Below are 15,838 nucleotides of genomic sequence, written 5' to 3' on the forward strand. Positions count from 1 at the left end.
TTTAATCACAAAAATTACTGGGTTATTTCCGGAAACAGAATTTTCCCAAACACCATAATTCTGTGAAATTAGCTCAAGGGATAACGGCTTGAAACCCTTGATTTATAGGGGTCAAAAAATACCCCTTCACCAGCATGGTGCTTAAAAGTTGTAGCTACCTGAAATCCAACCCCTTGGTTGGGTAGTTGTGCCATCTGTATTCACTGGTTGACCAGTCTGACTATAGAGTGGATTTTGTCCTACTTTCCACGCAACAGATGCAGCAATATTCCATCCTTCGTAATCCCATTTCATACCGACACCAGCACCCATTAATGAGTATGTGTTGTTTGCATTTGTTGCGCCCTGCCAGTTCGCATACATGTTCTTGTATTGCTGCACAACACCTGCATCAAAGAAGGTGGAGATCGTTAATTTTTCTTGCAATTTATGACGTAATTCTGCAGTGAAAATTCCGCCTTGTGAACCACCAGATTGTGCAACTGGATATGCACGAACTCCATAAGGTCCACCCAAATAAAACTGCTCTGCAGAATTCAAATTAACGGATGCAAATTGACCAGAAATTGCGGTGTATAAATTCGTTGTTCCATCCTCAACTAACTCTTGTGTTCTGCTTCCAGAAAAAGTAGTTTTGAAGAAGTTAGAAGGGGTAATCGGTTGGTAAATTGCAGGATTAGTATCTGGAACGTAATACATGCCGTAATTGTTGCTCGCACCAAAATAAGCGCTTTGATTTATACCCAAAATATCCAGATGACCCAAAACTAATGTGACTGATCCTGTATTAATTGCGCCATAACCCAAGCCATCAATAAAATTTCCAGACAGGCCGGCTGATAGATTATTAATGTTGTAAGCGGAGGTCAAAGTATTGGTCGCAGTATTGCGATTGTTGTAGCTTTTGATGTCGTAATTGACGGTTCCGTTCAAATTTGCACCCTGCGAACGAACCAATGGATAGGCAGCACTTAAACCTGTTGTCCAGGCATCACCTGTTCCGCCGTTATAGGCGTAATTACTCACGTTTTTGTAGTTCAAAAAGGTGCCCGCTAGACCCAAACGCAATCCATTTGGTGAAACTGGCAAAGAATAGGCTCCTTGAACATATTGAGAGCCTTCTGAGGCAATGCCATTGAGAGAAATGGAATCGCCATATCCTGCAGGATTATTTAAGCTCAGAGCAAAAACACCTTGATTGGCACCAGTAGTTCTACTGCCGTAGTTATTAGCCTCTACCCGCCCCTGCAGAATGCTTGGCTGGGTGAGCTGAAGACGTACATCTACTTCACCGTCTTTTTCACCCTGCTCTAGCTGGCTAGATGCCATAACGCCAGGGGTTTCATTCAAAATAATGATGGCACGCTCAAGATTTTGCATATTGAGTGGATCACCCACACGATTGCCATAAGTTATGTACTCGGCAGCTCGCTCTTTACCAAAACGCGTTGGACCTTGCGGCATATCCACAGTCACCTTACCCAGCTTTGCTTCTGTAATGAGGATCTTCACAACACCATTGGCAATAGTTTGCGGGGGTAAGATCGCCTGTACGGTGTAGCCCTTCTTACGATATAGCTCGGCAATCGCATCACAAGCGCTTTGCAAGTCTTCAAAGCTAACTGGCTTGCCTATCCAGGCTTTCAAGAGCCCTTGCACCTCGGCTTCAGGCAGAATTTTGACGCCCTCTAGCTCAAAGCTCTTCACTTCAAAGCGCACCTGACCTTCTTTAGCTTGCCCAGTTGGGCCTGCTGCACCACGCTCTGGCTCAGGCAAGGCCAAAGGTGACGGTAAGGGTAATTGCTTTTCAAGCCCTTGTTGTAATGCGCCGGCGTCGACTTGAGCCAAAACAGGAGCTGAATAAATTAAGGTAATCGCCGTTAAGGCAAGAAGACTTTTTCTTGTGCTGAGAATTTGAATCTGGGACATCAGGATATGTGCGCCTAAATAAGATCTTAAAGCTGCTAAGTTCTTGATAAATAATGCATAAATTTACTGGTTTATAGAGAAAATTCCCATTAGCTCTAGAGGTAATAAACAAGATTTAGAGAGGGCCTGATAAATCCGACGAAAATAGCGAGTCTCGATTAAGATTTCGTATGAATTCAACTGTAAGCACCCCCATTTCCTTTGACTACCCCCAGCAGGATGCTGCTGGTGCTACCTGTACCGCCCAAGCTTGGGCCAAGACGCCCCCTCAACTCCATGGGGCAAATAAAGCCAGCGCTATTGCCCGGATCAAACAGCTTTTGATTGAAAAGGACGCAACCTTAGTTGCCCACTACTACGTCGATGGTGATATTCAAGACTTGGCAATGGAGACTGGTGGCTATGTTGCTGACTCTTTAGAGATGGCACGCTTTGGAAAAAATCACGCTGCTAAGAATTTAATTGTTGCTGGTGTGCGCTTCATGGGTGAAACAGCAAAAATTCTCAGTCCAGAAAAACGCGTGTTCATGCCTGACTTGGATGCAACCTGCTCTCTCGATTTAGGTTGCGATGCTGGTGACTTTGCCAAATTTCGTGCTTTGCATCTGGATCGCACTGTCGTTGTTTATGCAAATACCAGTGCAGCAGTAAAAGCACAGGCTGATTGGATGGTCACAAGCTCATGCGCTTTGGCGATTGTTCATCAACTCAAAGTTGAAGGCAAAAAAATTCTGTGGGCACCAGATCGCCACCTTGGTCGTTACATTCAAGATCAAACTGGCGCAGATATGTTGCTTTGGAATGGCGCTTGTATTGTTCATGACGAATTTAAAGCAGTGGAGCTTGAGCTTTTAAAGGCGACCCATCCTAATGCCATGATCTTGGTTCACCCTGAATCGCCACAAGCAGTAGTCGACCTTGCAGACGTTGTGGGCTCTACCTCTGCCATGATTAAAGCTGTCGTAGAAGGCTCTGCAACTGAATACATTGTTGCTACTGATAAGGGCATCTTGCATCGCATGCGTCAGTTAGCCCCTAATAAGAAACTGATTGAAGCGCCAACTGCTGGTAATAGTGCAACCTGTAAAAGTTGTGCACACTGCCCATGGATGGCCATGAATGGCTTGCAAGGAATTTTGGATTGCTTAGAGAATGCTTCTGGTGAAATCTTTATCGAAGAGCCTATTCGAGTTGAGGCATTAGGTTGTATCGAGCGCATGCTTGATTTCACTAAAAATCATCCTGACCTATTAGCCAAAGCGCAACATGGTTTTGTAAAAAATATTGGCGCTGCTTAATTTTTATATGTTTGATTACAACGAAACCTTAGAACAAGCCCGTCAACGCAATATTCATGATGCGCTCATGGAAGATATTGGCACTGGCGATTGGACAGCAAAGCTTGTTCCTAGTAAGCCGGTAAAGGCTCAGCTCATTGTTCGTCAGGAAGCAGTACTTTGCGGCGTAGATTGGTTTGAAGGCACGCTCAAGAAGCTCGACTCTAATGCCAAAGTTACTTGGCATTACCTTGAGGGCGATTTAATGAAGCCCGACACCAAGGTTTGCGATATTGAAGCTGACTCTCAAGCCCTACTCTCTGCTGAGCGTACCTGCATTAATTTCTTACAAACGCTTTCTTGGGCGGCCAGCATTACGCGTCAGCATGTTGATGCTATCGCTGGCGCCAGCCCAAACCCTAAAGGTTGTGCTGTTTTAGATACTCGCAAAACCATTCCTGGATTGCGTCAGGCTCAGAAGTACGCGGTATTAGTAGGCGGCGGTAAAAATCAACGCTTGGCGCTATGGCACGGCATTCTCATTAAAGAAAACCATATTGCTGCTGCTGGCAGCGTCACAGCCGCACTGAAAAATGCTCAAGCACTCAATGCTGGGGTGGACATTCAGATTGAAGTAGAAAACTTTGCTGAGCTGGAAGAAGCTTTAGCGGCTGGAGCAAAAAGTATCTTGATCGACAACTTCAATACCGAACAAATGAAGCAAGCTGTTGCCATTACCGCCGGCCGTGCTTTGCTAGAAGCTTCTGGCGGCATCAACTTAGACCAAATGCGCGCCATTGCGAGCACTGGTGTTGACCGCATCTCTCTTGGTAAGCTAACCAAGGATGTGAATGCGGTGGATTTTTCAATGAGGATATTGAGCTAAATTATTTAACTTCACCTACCCTTATAAATAACCTGCTTCTCAAGGGCATTGCGAATAAATTCAATATTGTTTCTTAGGCTATAGCAGTCAGCAGTAGCTAGCTTGGCTGCTTTAGAGGCAAGCACCCTTCGCTCCATATCATTGAGCACTTCAATATATTCGCCTCGACGATTAGGATCAAAAGTTTGAATCGTGTTCTGCTCAAAATTATCCAACTCTTTATAGATTGAATTGATCTGCTTCTTAGCCAAGTTAGTCCTATAGCTTGGAATTGATTTAATAATCGGATATGCAAAAGCTGCGAAAGGAAGCAAGAGGAAAAACATCCGCTCCAAAAACTCTGCCAGCCAAAATGGCAAATACTTCATCAAAGTTGGCGTACCTTTTTCATAGAAGAACTTTGCTTCATTGCTCAGCGGTGCTTCCGTATTCATATAGACAGGGAACTCCCCCGCTCTTGAGAAATACGATTTTGCTCCATTGATTTCTTTTGCGGCCTCTAAGAATAAGACCTGAATCGCTGGATGCAGGCGATCATCAATCAACAGATTTGTCGTTGTGGAAATCAACTGAATTGGGTGGTCTGGTATGTTTTTTCCCAGATCAAACCCACCCATAGGCACTCCCAACTCTTCAAAATATGGCAGTAGACGCGTGTAAGCATCTGCCCGACTAAACGTCACCAAGCGAATATTCGGGTTTTTAATCAGTCTTTGTACGTTGGGCGATTCATAGCCGTCAACCAAAAATACAGCATCAATTTCTCCCCGCTCAATGGCGCTAACTGCATCGGCATTATTCATACTCAATAAATTAGGTGCCGAAGGAGTGAGATGATTTTGCTTCAGAATACTGACTGCTTGAGCATGAGTACCGCTACCAATGGCTCCAATATTGATTCTGAGCTTGGCAATATCTCGATCAGAAACATGAATGCCTTCATTGAAAGTGTTCTTGCGGTAAAAAATCCATACGGGCTCATAATCAACGCTACCCAAAGATTCCACACCAGATAAGTTGTCTACGGCAATCATGCCACCCTGTACAAAAGCCGCTTGAATAGGGTCTTTGCGATCGATTAAGTGCTGAAGATTTTCTTTGGAGCCATGCGTTTCCACCAACTTGAGATCGATACCTCTTTTCTCAAAATAGGCTTTATATTTTTCACCCAAGACCTTGTAGGATCCACCAGTACCCGTTGCCATTAATACCTTATCGGGTGGCGCGGGTTTAGCAAACCAGATGAGAATCGTTAGAGCAAGAAGTAATAAAAAGATGAGAGGCCACACTTCTTTAATTAAGCTGAGGCCATTCTTAATTTCATCTGCGGCAGTTTGATATACCGCCGAGATATGTTCGTAGACTTCCTCTTTAAAGCTGGCCATGAAATTCCTCTTAAGATATGACTAGCTTATCACCAAAAGTGCTGTTTTACGGGCTTGGTAAAGGCTTTTAAGGGGCTGAATCGCCTTCAGAGCCTTCTGCCTGGGGAGTGAGAATGGTTGGGTATGAAACTGCCCAAGTGCCCGGGTAGTCGCGACTGTAATGCAGGCCACGGCTTTCCCTGCGCATCAGGGCTGAACGCACAATAAGTTCTGCGCACTCCAGAAGATTGCGTAGCTCAATTAAGTCACGTGTAACCTTAAAGTTCGCGTAATACTCTTGCACTTCATATCTGAGTAGCTTGATTCTGTGTAACGCGCGCTCTAAGCGACGATTGGTTCTGACGATGCCAACATAGTTCCACATCAGTGAACGTAACTCGTCCCAGTTATGGGCAATCACCACTTGCTCATCAGCATCCTCCACTTGACTCTCATCCCACAAAGGCAAGTTCGGCATTACTGGAGTCTTTAGATTGGAGATGTCTTCTGCGGCAGCTTTACCAATAACAACACACTCTAATAAGGAGTTGCTGGCTAAACGATTGGCACCATGTAAGCCGGTGTAAGTTGCCTCACCCACAGCATAGAGCCCTGGTAGATCAGTACGGCCTTTGAGGTCAGTGACTACACCTCCGCAGGTGTAGTGCGCAGCAGGCACTACCGGAATCGGCTCTTTGGTGATATCTAAACCAAGACTCATGCAACGCGCATAAATCATCGGGAAATGCTCTTTAATAAAAGCCTCACCTAAATGAGTTGCATCTAGATGAACATAATCCAAACCGTGCTTCTTCATCTCAAAGTCGATAGCTCTGGCAACAATGTCACGCGGTGCTAATTCATTACGGTCATCATGTTCAGACATGAAACGAGTGCCATCAGGTAATTTCAATAAACCGCCCTCACCGCGCATCGCTTCTGTAATCAAGAAAGTACGATCGCTTGGGTGATAAAGGCAAGTTGGGTGAAATTGGATAAATTCCATATTGCCTACACGGCAGCCTGCACGCCAGGCCATGGCTATGCCGTCGCCGGTAGCGGTATCAGGATTGCTGGTGTAGCGATAGACCTTACCTACACCGCCCGTAGCCAAGACAACTGACTTTGCTTCAATGGTTTCTACACGATTATTTTTAATATCGAGCGCATATACGCCATAACAACGATTAGGCTTAGTGCGCTGTGTTTTGGCATCCAACTGACGATTGGTGATGAGATCAAGTGCAATCCAATGCTCCAAGATCTGAATATTTTTATGAGCCCTGGCCTTATCCAGCAGCACTTCATGAATGGCTTTGCCGGTGGCATCGGCAGCGTGCGCAATGCGACGATGACTATGGCCACCCTCGCGAGTTAAATGCAAGCCCATAGGGCCAGATTCATCGGTAGTGAATGGAACGCCCTGCTCTACCAACCATCGAATGGCTTCAGCACTTTCTTCGGCTATATAGCGTGCAGTCGATTCAACTACAAGACCTGCGCCGGCATCTAGGGTGTCGGCTACGTGTGAATCAATACTGTCGTGTTCTTTGTCAACCACCCCAACAATGCCGCCTTGCGCCCAAGCGGTTGCTGCTTCGCCTAAACCACGTTTTGCCATCAGGATCACTGGCTGGGATTCAGCCATATGCAATGCGACGGTTAAGCCTGCTAACCCAGCCCCAATAATGAGGACAGGGAGTTCTGCTTTATCGCCGGTGTTTGAAGAGGGTTTTGAACTGGCCATGAAGGTCTTATTCTAAAGGTCGCCAGAGATATTCGCTCATTTATCGCTTAATGTCTCGGTAGAAGTTTTCGTGAGACCCTATAGACTCCAAATAAATTAGTCTCAATCCATCATCCATCGAGTACCCAAGCAAATAAAGCTGATTACTACTTCTGAACTTGAATACCCATAATTCCGACAAATCGCCCTTCTTTTTTTCACCGATAGTTGGTTTTTTGACTACCTGGACTACAGCGTCATCAACATCCTTGGCGGTTTTGTCATTTAATTTTTTATATTGTCTTAAGAATCGGCGTGTTTGAGAAACGTCATACGCCATTAAAGCTTCCTAGTTCGAGGGATGAATGGGGTAGATTGCTCTCTTGGCTCAGCCAATGAAGCAAGCGACTCCATAATGAATGCAACTGGCAGATCCGGGTTATCTATTGCCGCCCGACCTACTTTTGCCCAAAACTCGATTTGCCCAGCAATTGTTCGATGCTCCACCTTGGCCTCAACCTTGGCCAATTCATATAGATCATCATCAATTCTTACCGGCATACCCATTTGGACCTCCTTTTTTGAAATTTTACTACAAAAGTAGTAAGTAAAAAAGTGAGGTTAAATAAAAAGGCCCCCGTTTGGGAGCCTTTCTATTACTAAGTAGAACTGGATTTAGACAATAGCCGCTGGATTGAGTTTGGGATCGTTGGTGCCATATCCCATCAATGCGGAAGCCTGACCGCCTTTTGCCAATTTCACTGCGCAATACTTAAACTCTGGAATCTTGCCAAATGGATCTAAGGCAGGATTGGTGATTAAGTTTGCAGCTGCTTCGTAGTAAGCAAACGGAATGAAGATCACGCCTCTTGGTGTGCCGTCATCTCTTCGAACGTGAATTCCCACCTCACCTCGACGAGACTGAACAGTAATCACATCACCAGCAGATACACCTAGCTGAGTCATGTCCTCACCATTCATAGATACGGTAGCCATAGGCTCAATCGCATCGAGCACGGTAGCACGGCGCGTCATACTGCCGGTATGCCAATGCTCAAGCTGACGACCTGTAATCAATACAAACGGGTACTCGGCATCAGGACGCTCATTTGCTGGAATGATGTCGGCTGGAACCAACTTCACCTTACCATCTGCTGTAGCAAATTGATCATCAAACACAATCGGACGACCTGGATCTTCGGCAGATAAGCATGGGTAAGTCACGCTAGACTCTTTTTCTAGGCGCTCCCAAGTAATGCCCTTGATAGCACCATGCATTGCTTGACGCATTTCGTCATAAACAGCAGCAACGCCAGCATCAGGACCTTGGTAATTCCAATTGAGGCCCATGCGTTTAGCAATTTCCTGAATGATCCACAAGTCAGGCTTTGCATCGCCAGGAGGATTAATGGCTTTCTTGCCCATCTGCACCATACGGTCAGTATTGCTAGCCGTGCCTACCTTTTCAGGCCAAGCACTCGCAGGCAGAACCACATCCGCTAACAGGGCTGTTTCTGTCATAAAGATATCTTGTACGACCAAATGCTCTAAAGATGCCAAAGCATGGCGTGCATGATTCAAGTCAGGGTCACTCATCGCAGGATTTTCACCTTCGACATACATGCCACGAATCTTGTCTGGATCAGAATCAGGAGCAGTGATCTTATGCATGATCTCTACCACTGTGTAACCTGGCTTCTTATCTAAAGGTGTATCCCAAAACTTCTCAAACCAAGCATGTGCTTCTGGGTTGTCCACACGTTGATAGTTCGGGAACATCATCGGAATCAAACCAGCATCGCTAGCGCCTTGGACGTTGTTTTGACCGCGTAATGGATGCAATCCTGAACCAGGCTTACCAATTTGACCGGTGATACTCACCAAAGCAATTAAGCAGCGTGCATTATCAGTACCGTGTACGTGCTGGCTGACGCCCATGCCCCACAAAATCATGGCTGACTTGGTAGTCGCAAACTCACGAGCCACCTCACGCAGCGTCTCTGCTGGAATACCGCAGATCGGCGCCATCGCCTCAGGGCTATAGCCTTTGATGTTTTCTTTTAGAGCAGCAAAATTGTTGGCGCGGTTTTGCACGAAGTCTTTATCAACCAAACCTTCTTCGATGATCGTATAGATCATGGCATTGAGCATCGCCACATCAGTGTCTGGCTTGAACTGCATCATGCGCCAGGCATGCTTGCTAATATCTGTTGCACGTGGATCGCACAAAACAATTTTTGCCCCGCGTTTGGCGGCATTCTTAAACCAAGTAGCTGCTACTGGGTGATTTGCTGTTGGATTAGAGCCAATCAAGAAAATCATGCTGGAATGCTCAACATCATTCACCTGGTTACTTACAGCGCCAGAACCAACGCCCTCAAGAAGCGCTGCTACAGATGAAGCATGACAAAGGCGCGTGCAATGGTCTACGTTATTACTGCCAAATCCAGTACGCACCAGTTTTTGGAATAAATAAGCTTCTTCGTTACTGCCTTTTGCAGAGCCAAAGCCAGCCAATACTTTATTGCCGTATTGATCTTTCAGTTTCTTCAGGCCGCCGCCGGCAACTTCTAAAGCCTCTTCCCATGTCGCTTCACGGAAAATATCTGACCAGTCTTGCTTACCTTCTAAGATGGACTCATCCTTAGGAACGCCAGCCTTACGAATAAGTGGCTTAGTCAGGCGCTGTGGGTTATGGATGTAGTCCATACCGAAGCGGCCTTTAACGCATAAGCGATTGTGATTTGCTGGGCCATCACGACCTTCAACGCTAACAATTTTTTCATCTTTAACGTTGTATGTGATTTGGCATCCAACACCGCAGAATGGACAAACGGAATCTACCTTGCGATCCACTGTTTGCGAACCAATCAAACCTTTTGGCATTAGCGCACCAGTTGGACAAGCTTGTACACACTCGCCGCAAGCAACGCAAGTACTGTCGCCCATTGGATCGTTCAAGTCAAAAACGATTTCACTATGAGCGCCACGCATGGCGTAGCCGATCACATCATTCACTTGCTCTTCACGACAAGCACGTACACAGCGATTACATTGAATACAGGCATCAAGATTGACAGCCATCGCTGGATGAGAAACATCGCTGCTGACTTTTTCGCGGCGAATTGCTTTGAGCTCTGGTCGAACGGTAACATCCATGCGAGCAGCCCAAGTGCTGAGCTCACCATGCTGGTTCTTTTGCTCTTCTTCCTTGGTATCACCTACCCATTTAAAACCCTCATCAGGCATATCGGAGAGCAGCATTTCTAAAACGAGCTTTTGACTCTTCACAGCGCGCTCGCTATTGGCTTTTACTTCCATGCCAGGCGTTGCGCTTCTGCAGCAACTTGGCGCTAAAGTGCGCTCGCCGTTGATTTCCACTACGCATGCACGGCAATTGCCGTCAGGACGATAGCCATCTTTAAAGCACAAGTGCGGAATATCAATGCCGTGACGCTTAGCTGCCTTGAGGATGGTTTCACCTTCATAGGAAACAATCGTCTTGCCGTCTAGCTTGAACTCTACGGTTTGCAATTCAAGTTCTTTAGGATTTGTGGGTGCGTTCATGTTTGTCTCGTTATTCCCTGATTTTTATATGTACTTTTATTAAGCTACTTCTTCTGGGAAATATTTATGAATACAACGAATGGGGTTTGGTGCTGCTTGACCTAGACCACAAATAGAAGCATCCACCATCACTGTGGCTAGGTCTTCTAAAGTTTCTTGATCCCAAGACTTGGCTTGCATCAATTGAGCCGCCTTGCCTGTTCCTACACGGCAAGGAGTACATTGACCGCAACTCTCATGCTCAAAGAAGTGCATGACGTTGAGGGCCATATCGCGTGCTTTGTCTTTATCACTAAACACCATCACTGCAGCAGAACCAATAAAGCAGCCATAAGGCTGCAAGGTATCAAAGTCGAGTGGGATGTCATTCATAGTGGCGGGCAAGATACCGCCTGATGCACCACCAGGTAAATAGCCGTAGAACTTGTGGCCATCTTGCATGCCACCACAGTACTCATCAATCAACTCTTGAATAGTGATGCCAGCAGGAGCCAACTTCACACCAGGCTTCTTCACACGACCGCTCACGCTAAAGCTACGCAAGCCTTTGCGATCATGGCGACCAAATGAACTAAACCACTCCGGTCCGCGCTGAACAATATCGCGTACCCAGTACAAGGTTTCAAAGTTGTGCTCAAGCGTTGGTCTACCAAACAAACCAACTTGTGCAATGTATGGAGGACGCATACGTGGCTCACCACGTTTGCCTTCAATACTTTCAATCATGGCGGACTCTTCGCCGCAGATGTAAGCACCGGCACCACGACGCAATTCAATCGTAGGTAATTTGAATGGCGGATTAGCTTTGAGTTTTGCCAACTCAGCCTCTAGTAACTCTCTGCAGCCATGGTATTCATCGCGCAAATAGATATAGCAAGCATCGATACCCACTACATTGGCAGCAATCAACAAGCCCTCTAGGAAGCGATGAGGATCACGCTCTAAGTAAGTACGGTCTTTAAATGTTCCTGGCTCGCCTTCGTCAATGTTCACAGCCATTAACTTAGGAGCAACTTGGTCTTTCACAATGCGCCATTTACGACCCGCCGGAAATCCTGCGCCGCCCAATCCGCGCAGACCAGAACTTTCCATGGCCTTGATGATGCTCTCAGCATCTTTCTTTCCTTCGTGGATTTCTTTGGCTAGTGCATAGCCACCTTGTGCACGATAAGACTCATAACCAACATAGTCTGGAGAAAGGGCTTGCATCTCACCTTGAGGTGATACGCCCTGCTCTGCTAATGCAGCAGGCTCAAATACGGCATCATCTTTAGCCATCGGCTGCGTGGTCAACTTATTTTTGACAGCAGCAGAGACTTTATCGGTTGTAGCAAACAGCACTGGGTATTGATGTACCACCGCTACAGGGGCTTGCTCGCAACGCCCAACACATGGGGCTGCAATGACTTTAATATTGGAATTACCCAAGATTCCCGGCAATTTGGCCAATAGATTTTGCGCGCCAGCTAATTCACAGGCAACGCCATCACAAACACGAATCGTAATGTCTGCCACTGGATCGTTACCGCGCACAACTTCAAAGTGGTGATAGAAAGTAGCAACTTCATAAACCTCTGCCATTGGCAAATTCATTTCTTTTGCTAAGGCAACTAAATGACGATCATGCAAAGCGCGATACTCATCGTTGAGCTTGTGAAGATTTTCAATGAGCAAGTCACGACGATGTGGAGCCTCTCCAATCAACTTGCGCACTTCTGCAACAGAAGCATCGTCAGCTTGACGACCCTTCAACTTGCTCTTGCGACGAATGGTTTCCCTCAAATCATCTGCCGTTGCAACAGCAACCGCTTTGACTTCTCCAGAAGGCTTTGGATGATTCATATTTTGTAGTCTCTAATTTTTATATTTATTGCTTTGCACGAATGCAGAGTTTTTCCCATCTTGCTTATTAAAAGTCCAGCCAAGCCAAATACTTAGCAGACTAGCAATACGCAAAATAACGCTTTATTTTGTGTTATTTAACACCCCAAGTCCTTGACGGCGCTCAAGGACTTGAATTCAGGGTTTACCCTAGTTATAGAAGGGATGGGGAAGGCTTGTCGCCAGGAGGAAGTGAGTAATCCAACTTGCGCTCATAAAGGCGTGCTTTGTAGCAATCCTGATAGCCTTTGCTGCCAATTTGCCAACCAATTGAGGTGCAGTCCTCTTGGGCGGCCGATTCAATGGAGCCGCAGCCTGTCAAACCTAGGACAGCAAGGATTGTGAAGATAGAGAAAAAGCGCAATTTTGTTGAATTCATGACCTCAAGTCTACTTGATTCTGATCTCAACATCGAGTGGAATCCCCTCTTTTCCTGCCTCTACCGTCTTAACCTCACCAAGCTGAATGCGATCCTTGAGGCTGGCGTCGGATTTGGTCATAAATCCGTAAGCTGCTTTAGCCCGCGCCTTAGCCAATTCTTTTAACTCAGAATCGGTAATTTCTATGCCAGCAATCAACTCATTGTGCAATTGCTCGTTACGTTGCTCACCATCAGGAAGCGTCAATAGGCGCTGCCCCAACTTAATGCGACCAATGTATTGGGCATAAGCAGACTTCAGGCCTGACTGCACTCTAGGGTCAGATAAGCTTGGTACTGGAATAGGCTCACCTGGTATTAATTTGAACCCTGCATCTTTCAGAACGGCTGAATCGGCTTTCGCTCTAGCAAGTTCTTTCCGATCTTGCACTGGGTCATAAGTGCCAATAATCTCCAAACTAGAATTCGGACGTTTGATGAGATATTCGCCAAACTTTTCCAGGCGTTCTTGATCAACAGCTAAAAATACCGCCTCTCCAGGAACGGCATTAATACCCTCTTCACTACCAAGACCAATCAATGAAGCCAAGGCTCTGAAAGGCGCTGTAGCAATATTAGTTAATACATTACTAATAGCCTGCCACACCAAGCCACTAGCACTAAATTCTGGAGAGTCAACATTGCCTGCGATTATGACGGTGACGTCGATGGTGTCATCGGAGTCTTCGAGTAAAGCAATTGCCAAACCTAAAGGTAATTTTTTACCGGTAAAGTCTGGAACCTCATCACCCAGCACAACCTTCTTAATGATGATCTGATTACTGCCGTTTAACTCACCATCTTTAGCGCGGTAATTTAAATTAAGGTTTAAGCGTCCATTCGCAATTTGATAACCAGCAAATGTCATGACTGCTGGATTGAAAGCGCTTAAAGGCAAATTGCGGAACGTCATCAAGATGTCATGGTTACGGCGTGGGTCATCAAACGATGCCTGCCCTTTTGCTCGCATACTTCCGGAGCCTGCGACCACACCATCCATTGCAACAGTAGCAAAGCGACCAGGCGTATTACTAACCCCTAAGAGAGTGGCATTAAATTTCTTAATATCCACCTTGAAATGCGGACGCATCGCCAGGTCTGAGAAGAATACTTCGCCGTTCTTAAGATTGGTTGAGCGAATATCAAGATTAAATGGTGAGGCATCCTTTGATTTAGAACCATCAACTGCTTCAGTTTTTTGTTCGTTTGCAGGCTTAGAAAATAATCTTCGGAAATTAGAAAATCCCTCTTCATTGATTTCAAATTGAAGCGTTGGTGAGTCAACAATCAACTCATCAATTGAAAGGCTATTGCTTGGAGTCTGTTTCGATTTCAGGCTTTTAAATTCAAACTGACGAATATCGGCCATCTTCCAAACAATCAGCGGATATTTTTGATCTTTTTCTAGAACCGTTAAATCTGAAATATGAATGTCGCCCGCAAATATATCGGCTTCAGGTCCAAATTTCATAGTGAGCGCTGAATTAATTGCGCCGCTTTTACCTATTAACTCTTTATTGGCCGGCAAGAGCGCAACGAGGGGAGCGATTGCTAGATTCTCAAGCTCCAGCTTACCGTCCACCGATTTTGAGTCTGTATTGAAGTCCCAATGAGAGCGAATAGCGCCATCATCTAACTTGACATTCAATTGCACGCCCAACTTACCCGGCTGAGGATTATCCAATCCACCTGCAATGGCAACGTGCTGATAAGTAATGGTTTTGTTAATGCCAGGCACTAAAACCTGTAAAGCACCAAGATTAAAGTCGTATTGACCGCGAACACCCGACACCACACCCTGCTTGTCGTAGTTTGCTACATCAAGCAACTTCATCGTAAAAGGCTTAAGTTCTTCCTTCAACTTCGTGGAGTCGTCTAACAAACTTAATGAGGCAGAGCTCACTAACAGTTCATCGATAGATATTTTTAGCGGTTTATTGGATTCACTGGGATCTGTGGGCGGCATTGATTTCTCAACAGCAGCAATCAATTCCTGCCAATTCCAGACTCCTGGATGCGCGCCCTTTGATAACTTCTTCTCTACCAACATCCTGGGCTCGACCAACAAGATCTCATCAAAACCCAGTTCACCTACGGCTAATTTCGTCCATTTGATAGTAATAACTAGCTTTTTGAATTCCAGTAATTTTGAGCCGCCCGACTTTGCCAGATGAAATCCATCAAGCTCTACCTTCAGCCTTAATGGCGAAATGCTGAGATCTTGGTAACCAATGTCATAACCAATCTTGGTACCAAATTCAGAGGCTGACTTTTTAATAAAGCCGGGAACAAAGAGATGGGCCCCCGCCCAAAAGATGAGAATGCAGGAGAACATCAAGATGATGAACCTGATCAGCCAGTTTTTGAGACGAGGGAATTGAGTCAAAACCATTTAATGCAATACAAAATTATTTACCAAGATACGACTAATTATTGTGCCGGTGGAAAGCCAACCTTTTGAGTCCACATATTGTTGAATACGTTGATGATCGGTTTCTCATAAACACCGGCCTTGGTGTAAGGCTCGTCTTTTAACCATGCATCCACATCTGCCCTGCTTGGAAAGTCGATTGCAATCAAACTACCTAAAGTGGTTTTTCCATCTTCAGAAGTCAACGGTCCAGCAAAAGCCATGCGGTCAGCCATTTTTGCCAAATAGGCGCGGTGCTCAGGACGGACTTGCACGCGCAAGTCTGAAGTTCCAGGACGATCCATTAATAACATTGTAAAAATCATATTTTCTCCATTTTTAATTTAGCTTTATTGATTAAGCAATTCACTTTCAAGATA

The 15,838-nt window shown here is 45.6% G+C and carries 12 protein-coding genes; 2 read left to right on the forward strand and 10 right to left on the reverse strand.

The genetic code is table 11. The annotated features are described in order from the left end of the window. Nucleotides 1-141: 141 nt before the first annotated feature. Complete coding sequence (locus tag ICN10_RS00230) at nt 142-1,929, reverse strand: ShlB/FhaC/HecB family hemolysin secretion/activation protein (RefSeq protein WP_216211098.1); 1,788 nt, start codon at nt 1,927-1,929, stop codon at nt 142-144. A gap of 170 nt (nt 1,930-2,099) precedes the next feature. Here ICN10_RS00230 and nadA point away from each other — a divergent pair, with 170 nt between their 5' ends. Together nadA and nadC are read left to right on the forward strand one after the other, a co-directional pair. Continuing rightward, entirely contained in the window at nt 2,100-3,227 is a 1,128-nt protein-coding gene (gene nadA / locus ICN10_RS00235) for a quinolinate synthase NadA (protein WP_216211101.1), read from the forward strand. A 7-nt stretch (nt 3,228-3,234) separates the two neighbouring features. Further along, the gene (nadC, locus tag ICN10_RS00240) at nt 3,235-4,092 is read left to right on the forward strand and encodes a carboxylating nicotinate-nucleotide diphosphorylase (protein WP_216211103.1); all 858 of its coding nucleotides are present in this window, start codon (nt 3,235-3,237) and stop codon (nt 4,090-4,092) included. 11 nt (nt 4,093-4,103) lie between these two features. On the opposite strand, the gene ICN10_RS00245 is transcribed toward nadC, so the two are convergent. From ICN10_RS00245 to ICN10_RS00285, 9 genes are all read right to left on the reverse strand, one after another. Next, nucleotides 4,104-5,477: a TAXI family TRAP transporter solute-binding subunit gene (locus ICN10_RS00245; protein ID WP_216211105.1), complete on the reverse strand. Its 1,374-nt coding sequence runs from the start codon at nt 5,475-5,477 to the stop codon at nt 4,104-4,106. 67 nt (nt 5,478-5,544) lie between these two features. Then, nucleotides 5,545-7,203, reverse strand: a complete 1,659-nt coding sequence (gene nadB / locus ICN10_RS00250; RefSeq protein WP_216211107.1) for an L-aspartate oxidase — start codon at nt 7,201-7,203, stop codon at nt 5,545-5,547. Nucleotides 7,204-7,243: 40 nt separating this feature from the next. Beyond that, complete coding sequence (locus tag ICN10_RS00255; RefSeq protein ID WP_216211111.1) at nt 7,244-7,522, reverse strand: type II toxin-antitoxin system RelE/ParE family toxin; 279 nt, start codon at nt 7,520-7,522, stop codon at nt 7,244-7,246. Further along, entirely contained in the window at nt 7,522-7,743 is a 222-nt protein-coding gene (locus ICN10_RS00260) for a ParD-like family protein (protein ID WP_255536771.1), read from the reverse strand. The genes ICN10_RS00255 and ICN10_RS00260 overlap by 1 nt, the downstream gene beginning before the upstream one ends. Before the next feature lie 114 nt (nt 7,744-7,857). Continuing rightward, nucleotides 7,858-10,749: a formate dehydrogenase subunit alpha gene (gene fdhF, locus ICN10_RS00265; RefSeq protein ID WP_216211116.1), complete on the reverse strand. Its 2,892-nt coding sequence runs from the start codon at nt 10,747-10,749 to the stop codon at nt 7,858-7,860. A gap of 39 nt (nt 10,750-10,788) precedes the next feature. Further along, the gene (locus ICN10_RS00270; protein WP_216211121.1) at nt 10,789-12,591 is read right to left on the reverse strand and encodes an NAD(P)H-dependent oxidoreductase subunit E; all 1,803 of its coding nucleotides are present in this window, start codon (nt 12,589-12,591) and stop codon (nt 10,789-10,791) included. 193 nt (nt 12,592-12,784) lie between these two features. Beyond that, nucleotides 12,785-13,009, reverse strand: a complete 225-nt coding sequence (locus ICN10_RS00275) for a hypothetical protein (RefSeq protein ID WP_216211123.1) — start codon at nt 13,007-13,009, stop codon at nt 12,785-12,787. A 10-nt stretch (nt 13,010-13,019) separates the two neighbouring features. Further along, nucleotides 13,020-15,434: a DUF748 domain-containing protein gene (locus tag ICN10_RS00280; protein ID WP_255536772.1), complete on the reverse strand. Its 2,415-nt coding sequence runs from the start codon at nt 15,432-15,434 to the stop codon at nt 13,020-13,022. 44 nt (nt 15,435-15,478) lie between these two features. Beyond that, complete coding sequence (locus ICN10_RS00285; RefSeq protein ID WP_216211129.1) at nt 15,479-15,784, reverse strand: YciI family protein; 306 nt, start codon at nt 15,782-15,784, stop codon at nt 15,479-15,481. Nucleotides 15,785-15,838: the final 54 nt, after the last annotated feature.

This window comes from Polynucleobacter sp. 86C-FISCH, assembly GCF_018882415.1.
GTDB lineage: Bacteria > Pseudomonadota > Gammaproteobacteria > Burkholderiales > Burkholderiaceae > Polynucleobacter.

What these genes read in the sequence shown, in the direction of transcription:
- ICN10_RS00230 (WP_216211098.1), bottom strand. Translation starts at nt 1,929, where the DNA reads ATGTCCCAGATTCAAATTCTCAGCACAAGAAAAAGTCTTCTTGCCTTA.
- nadA (WP_216211101.1), top strand. Translation starts at nt 2,100, where the DNA reads ATGAATTCAACTGTAAGCACCCCCATTTCCTTTGACTACCCCCAGCAG.
- nadC (WP_216211103.1), top strand. Translation starts at nt 3,235, where the DNA reads ATGTTTGATTACAACGAAACCTTAGAACAAGCCCGTCAACGCAATATT.
- ICN10_RS00245 (WP_216211105.1), bottom strand. Translation starts at nt 5,477, where the DNA reads ATGGCCAGCTTTAAAGAGGAAGTCTACGAACATATCTCGGCGGTATAT.
- nadB (WP_216211107.1), bottom strand. Translation starts at nt 7,203, where the DNA reads ATGGCCAGTTCAAAACCCTCTTCAAACACCGGCGATAAAGCAGAACTC.
- ICN10_RS00255 (WP_216211111.1), bottom strand. Translation starts at nt 7,522, where the DNA reads ATGGCGTATGACGTTTCTCAAACACGCCGATTCTTAAGACAATATAAA.
- ICN10_RS00260 (WP_255536771.1), bottom strand. Translation starts at nt 7,743, where the DNA reads ATGCCGGTAAGAATTGATGATGATCTATATGAATTGGCCAAGGTTGAG.
- fdhF (WP_216211116.1), bottom strand. Translation starts at nt 10,749, where the DNA reads ATGAACGCACCCACAAATCCTAAAGAACTTGAATTGCAAACCGTAGAG.
- ICN10_RS00270 (WP_216211121.1), bottom strand. Translation starts at nt 12,591, where the DNA reads ATGAATCATCCAAAGCCTTCTGGAGAAGTCAAAGCGGTTGCTGTTGCA.
- ICN10_RS00275 (WP_216211123.1), bottom strand. Translation starts at nt 13,009, where the DNA reads ATGAATTCAACAAAATTGCGCTTTTTCTCTATCTTCACAATCCTTGCT.
- ICN10_RS00285 (WP_216211129.1), bottom strand. Translation starts at nt 15,784, where the DNA reads ATGATTTTTACAATGTTATTAATGGATCGTCCTGGAACTTCAGACTTG.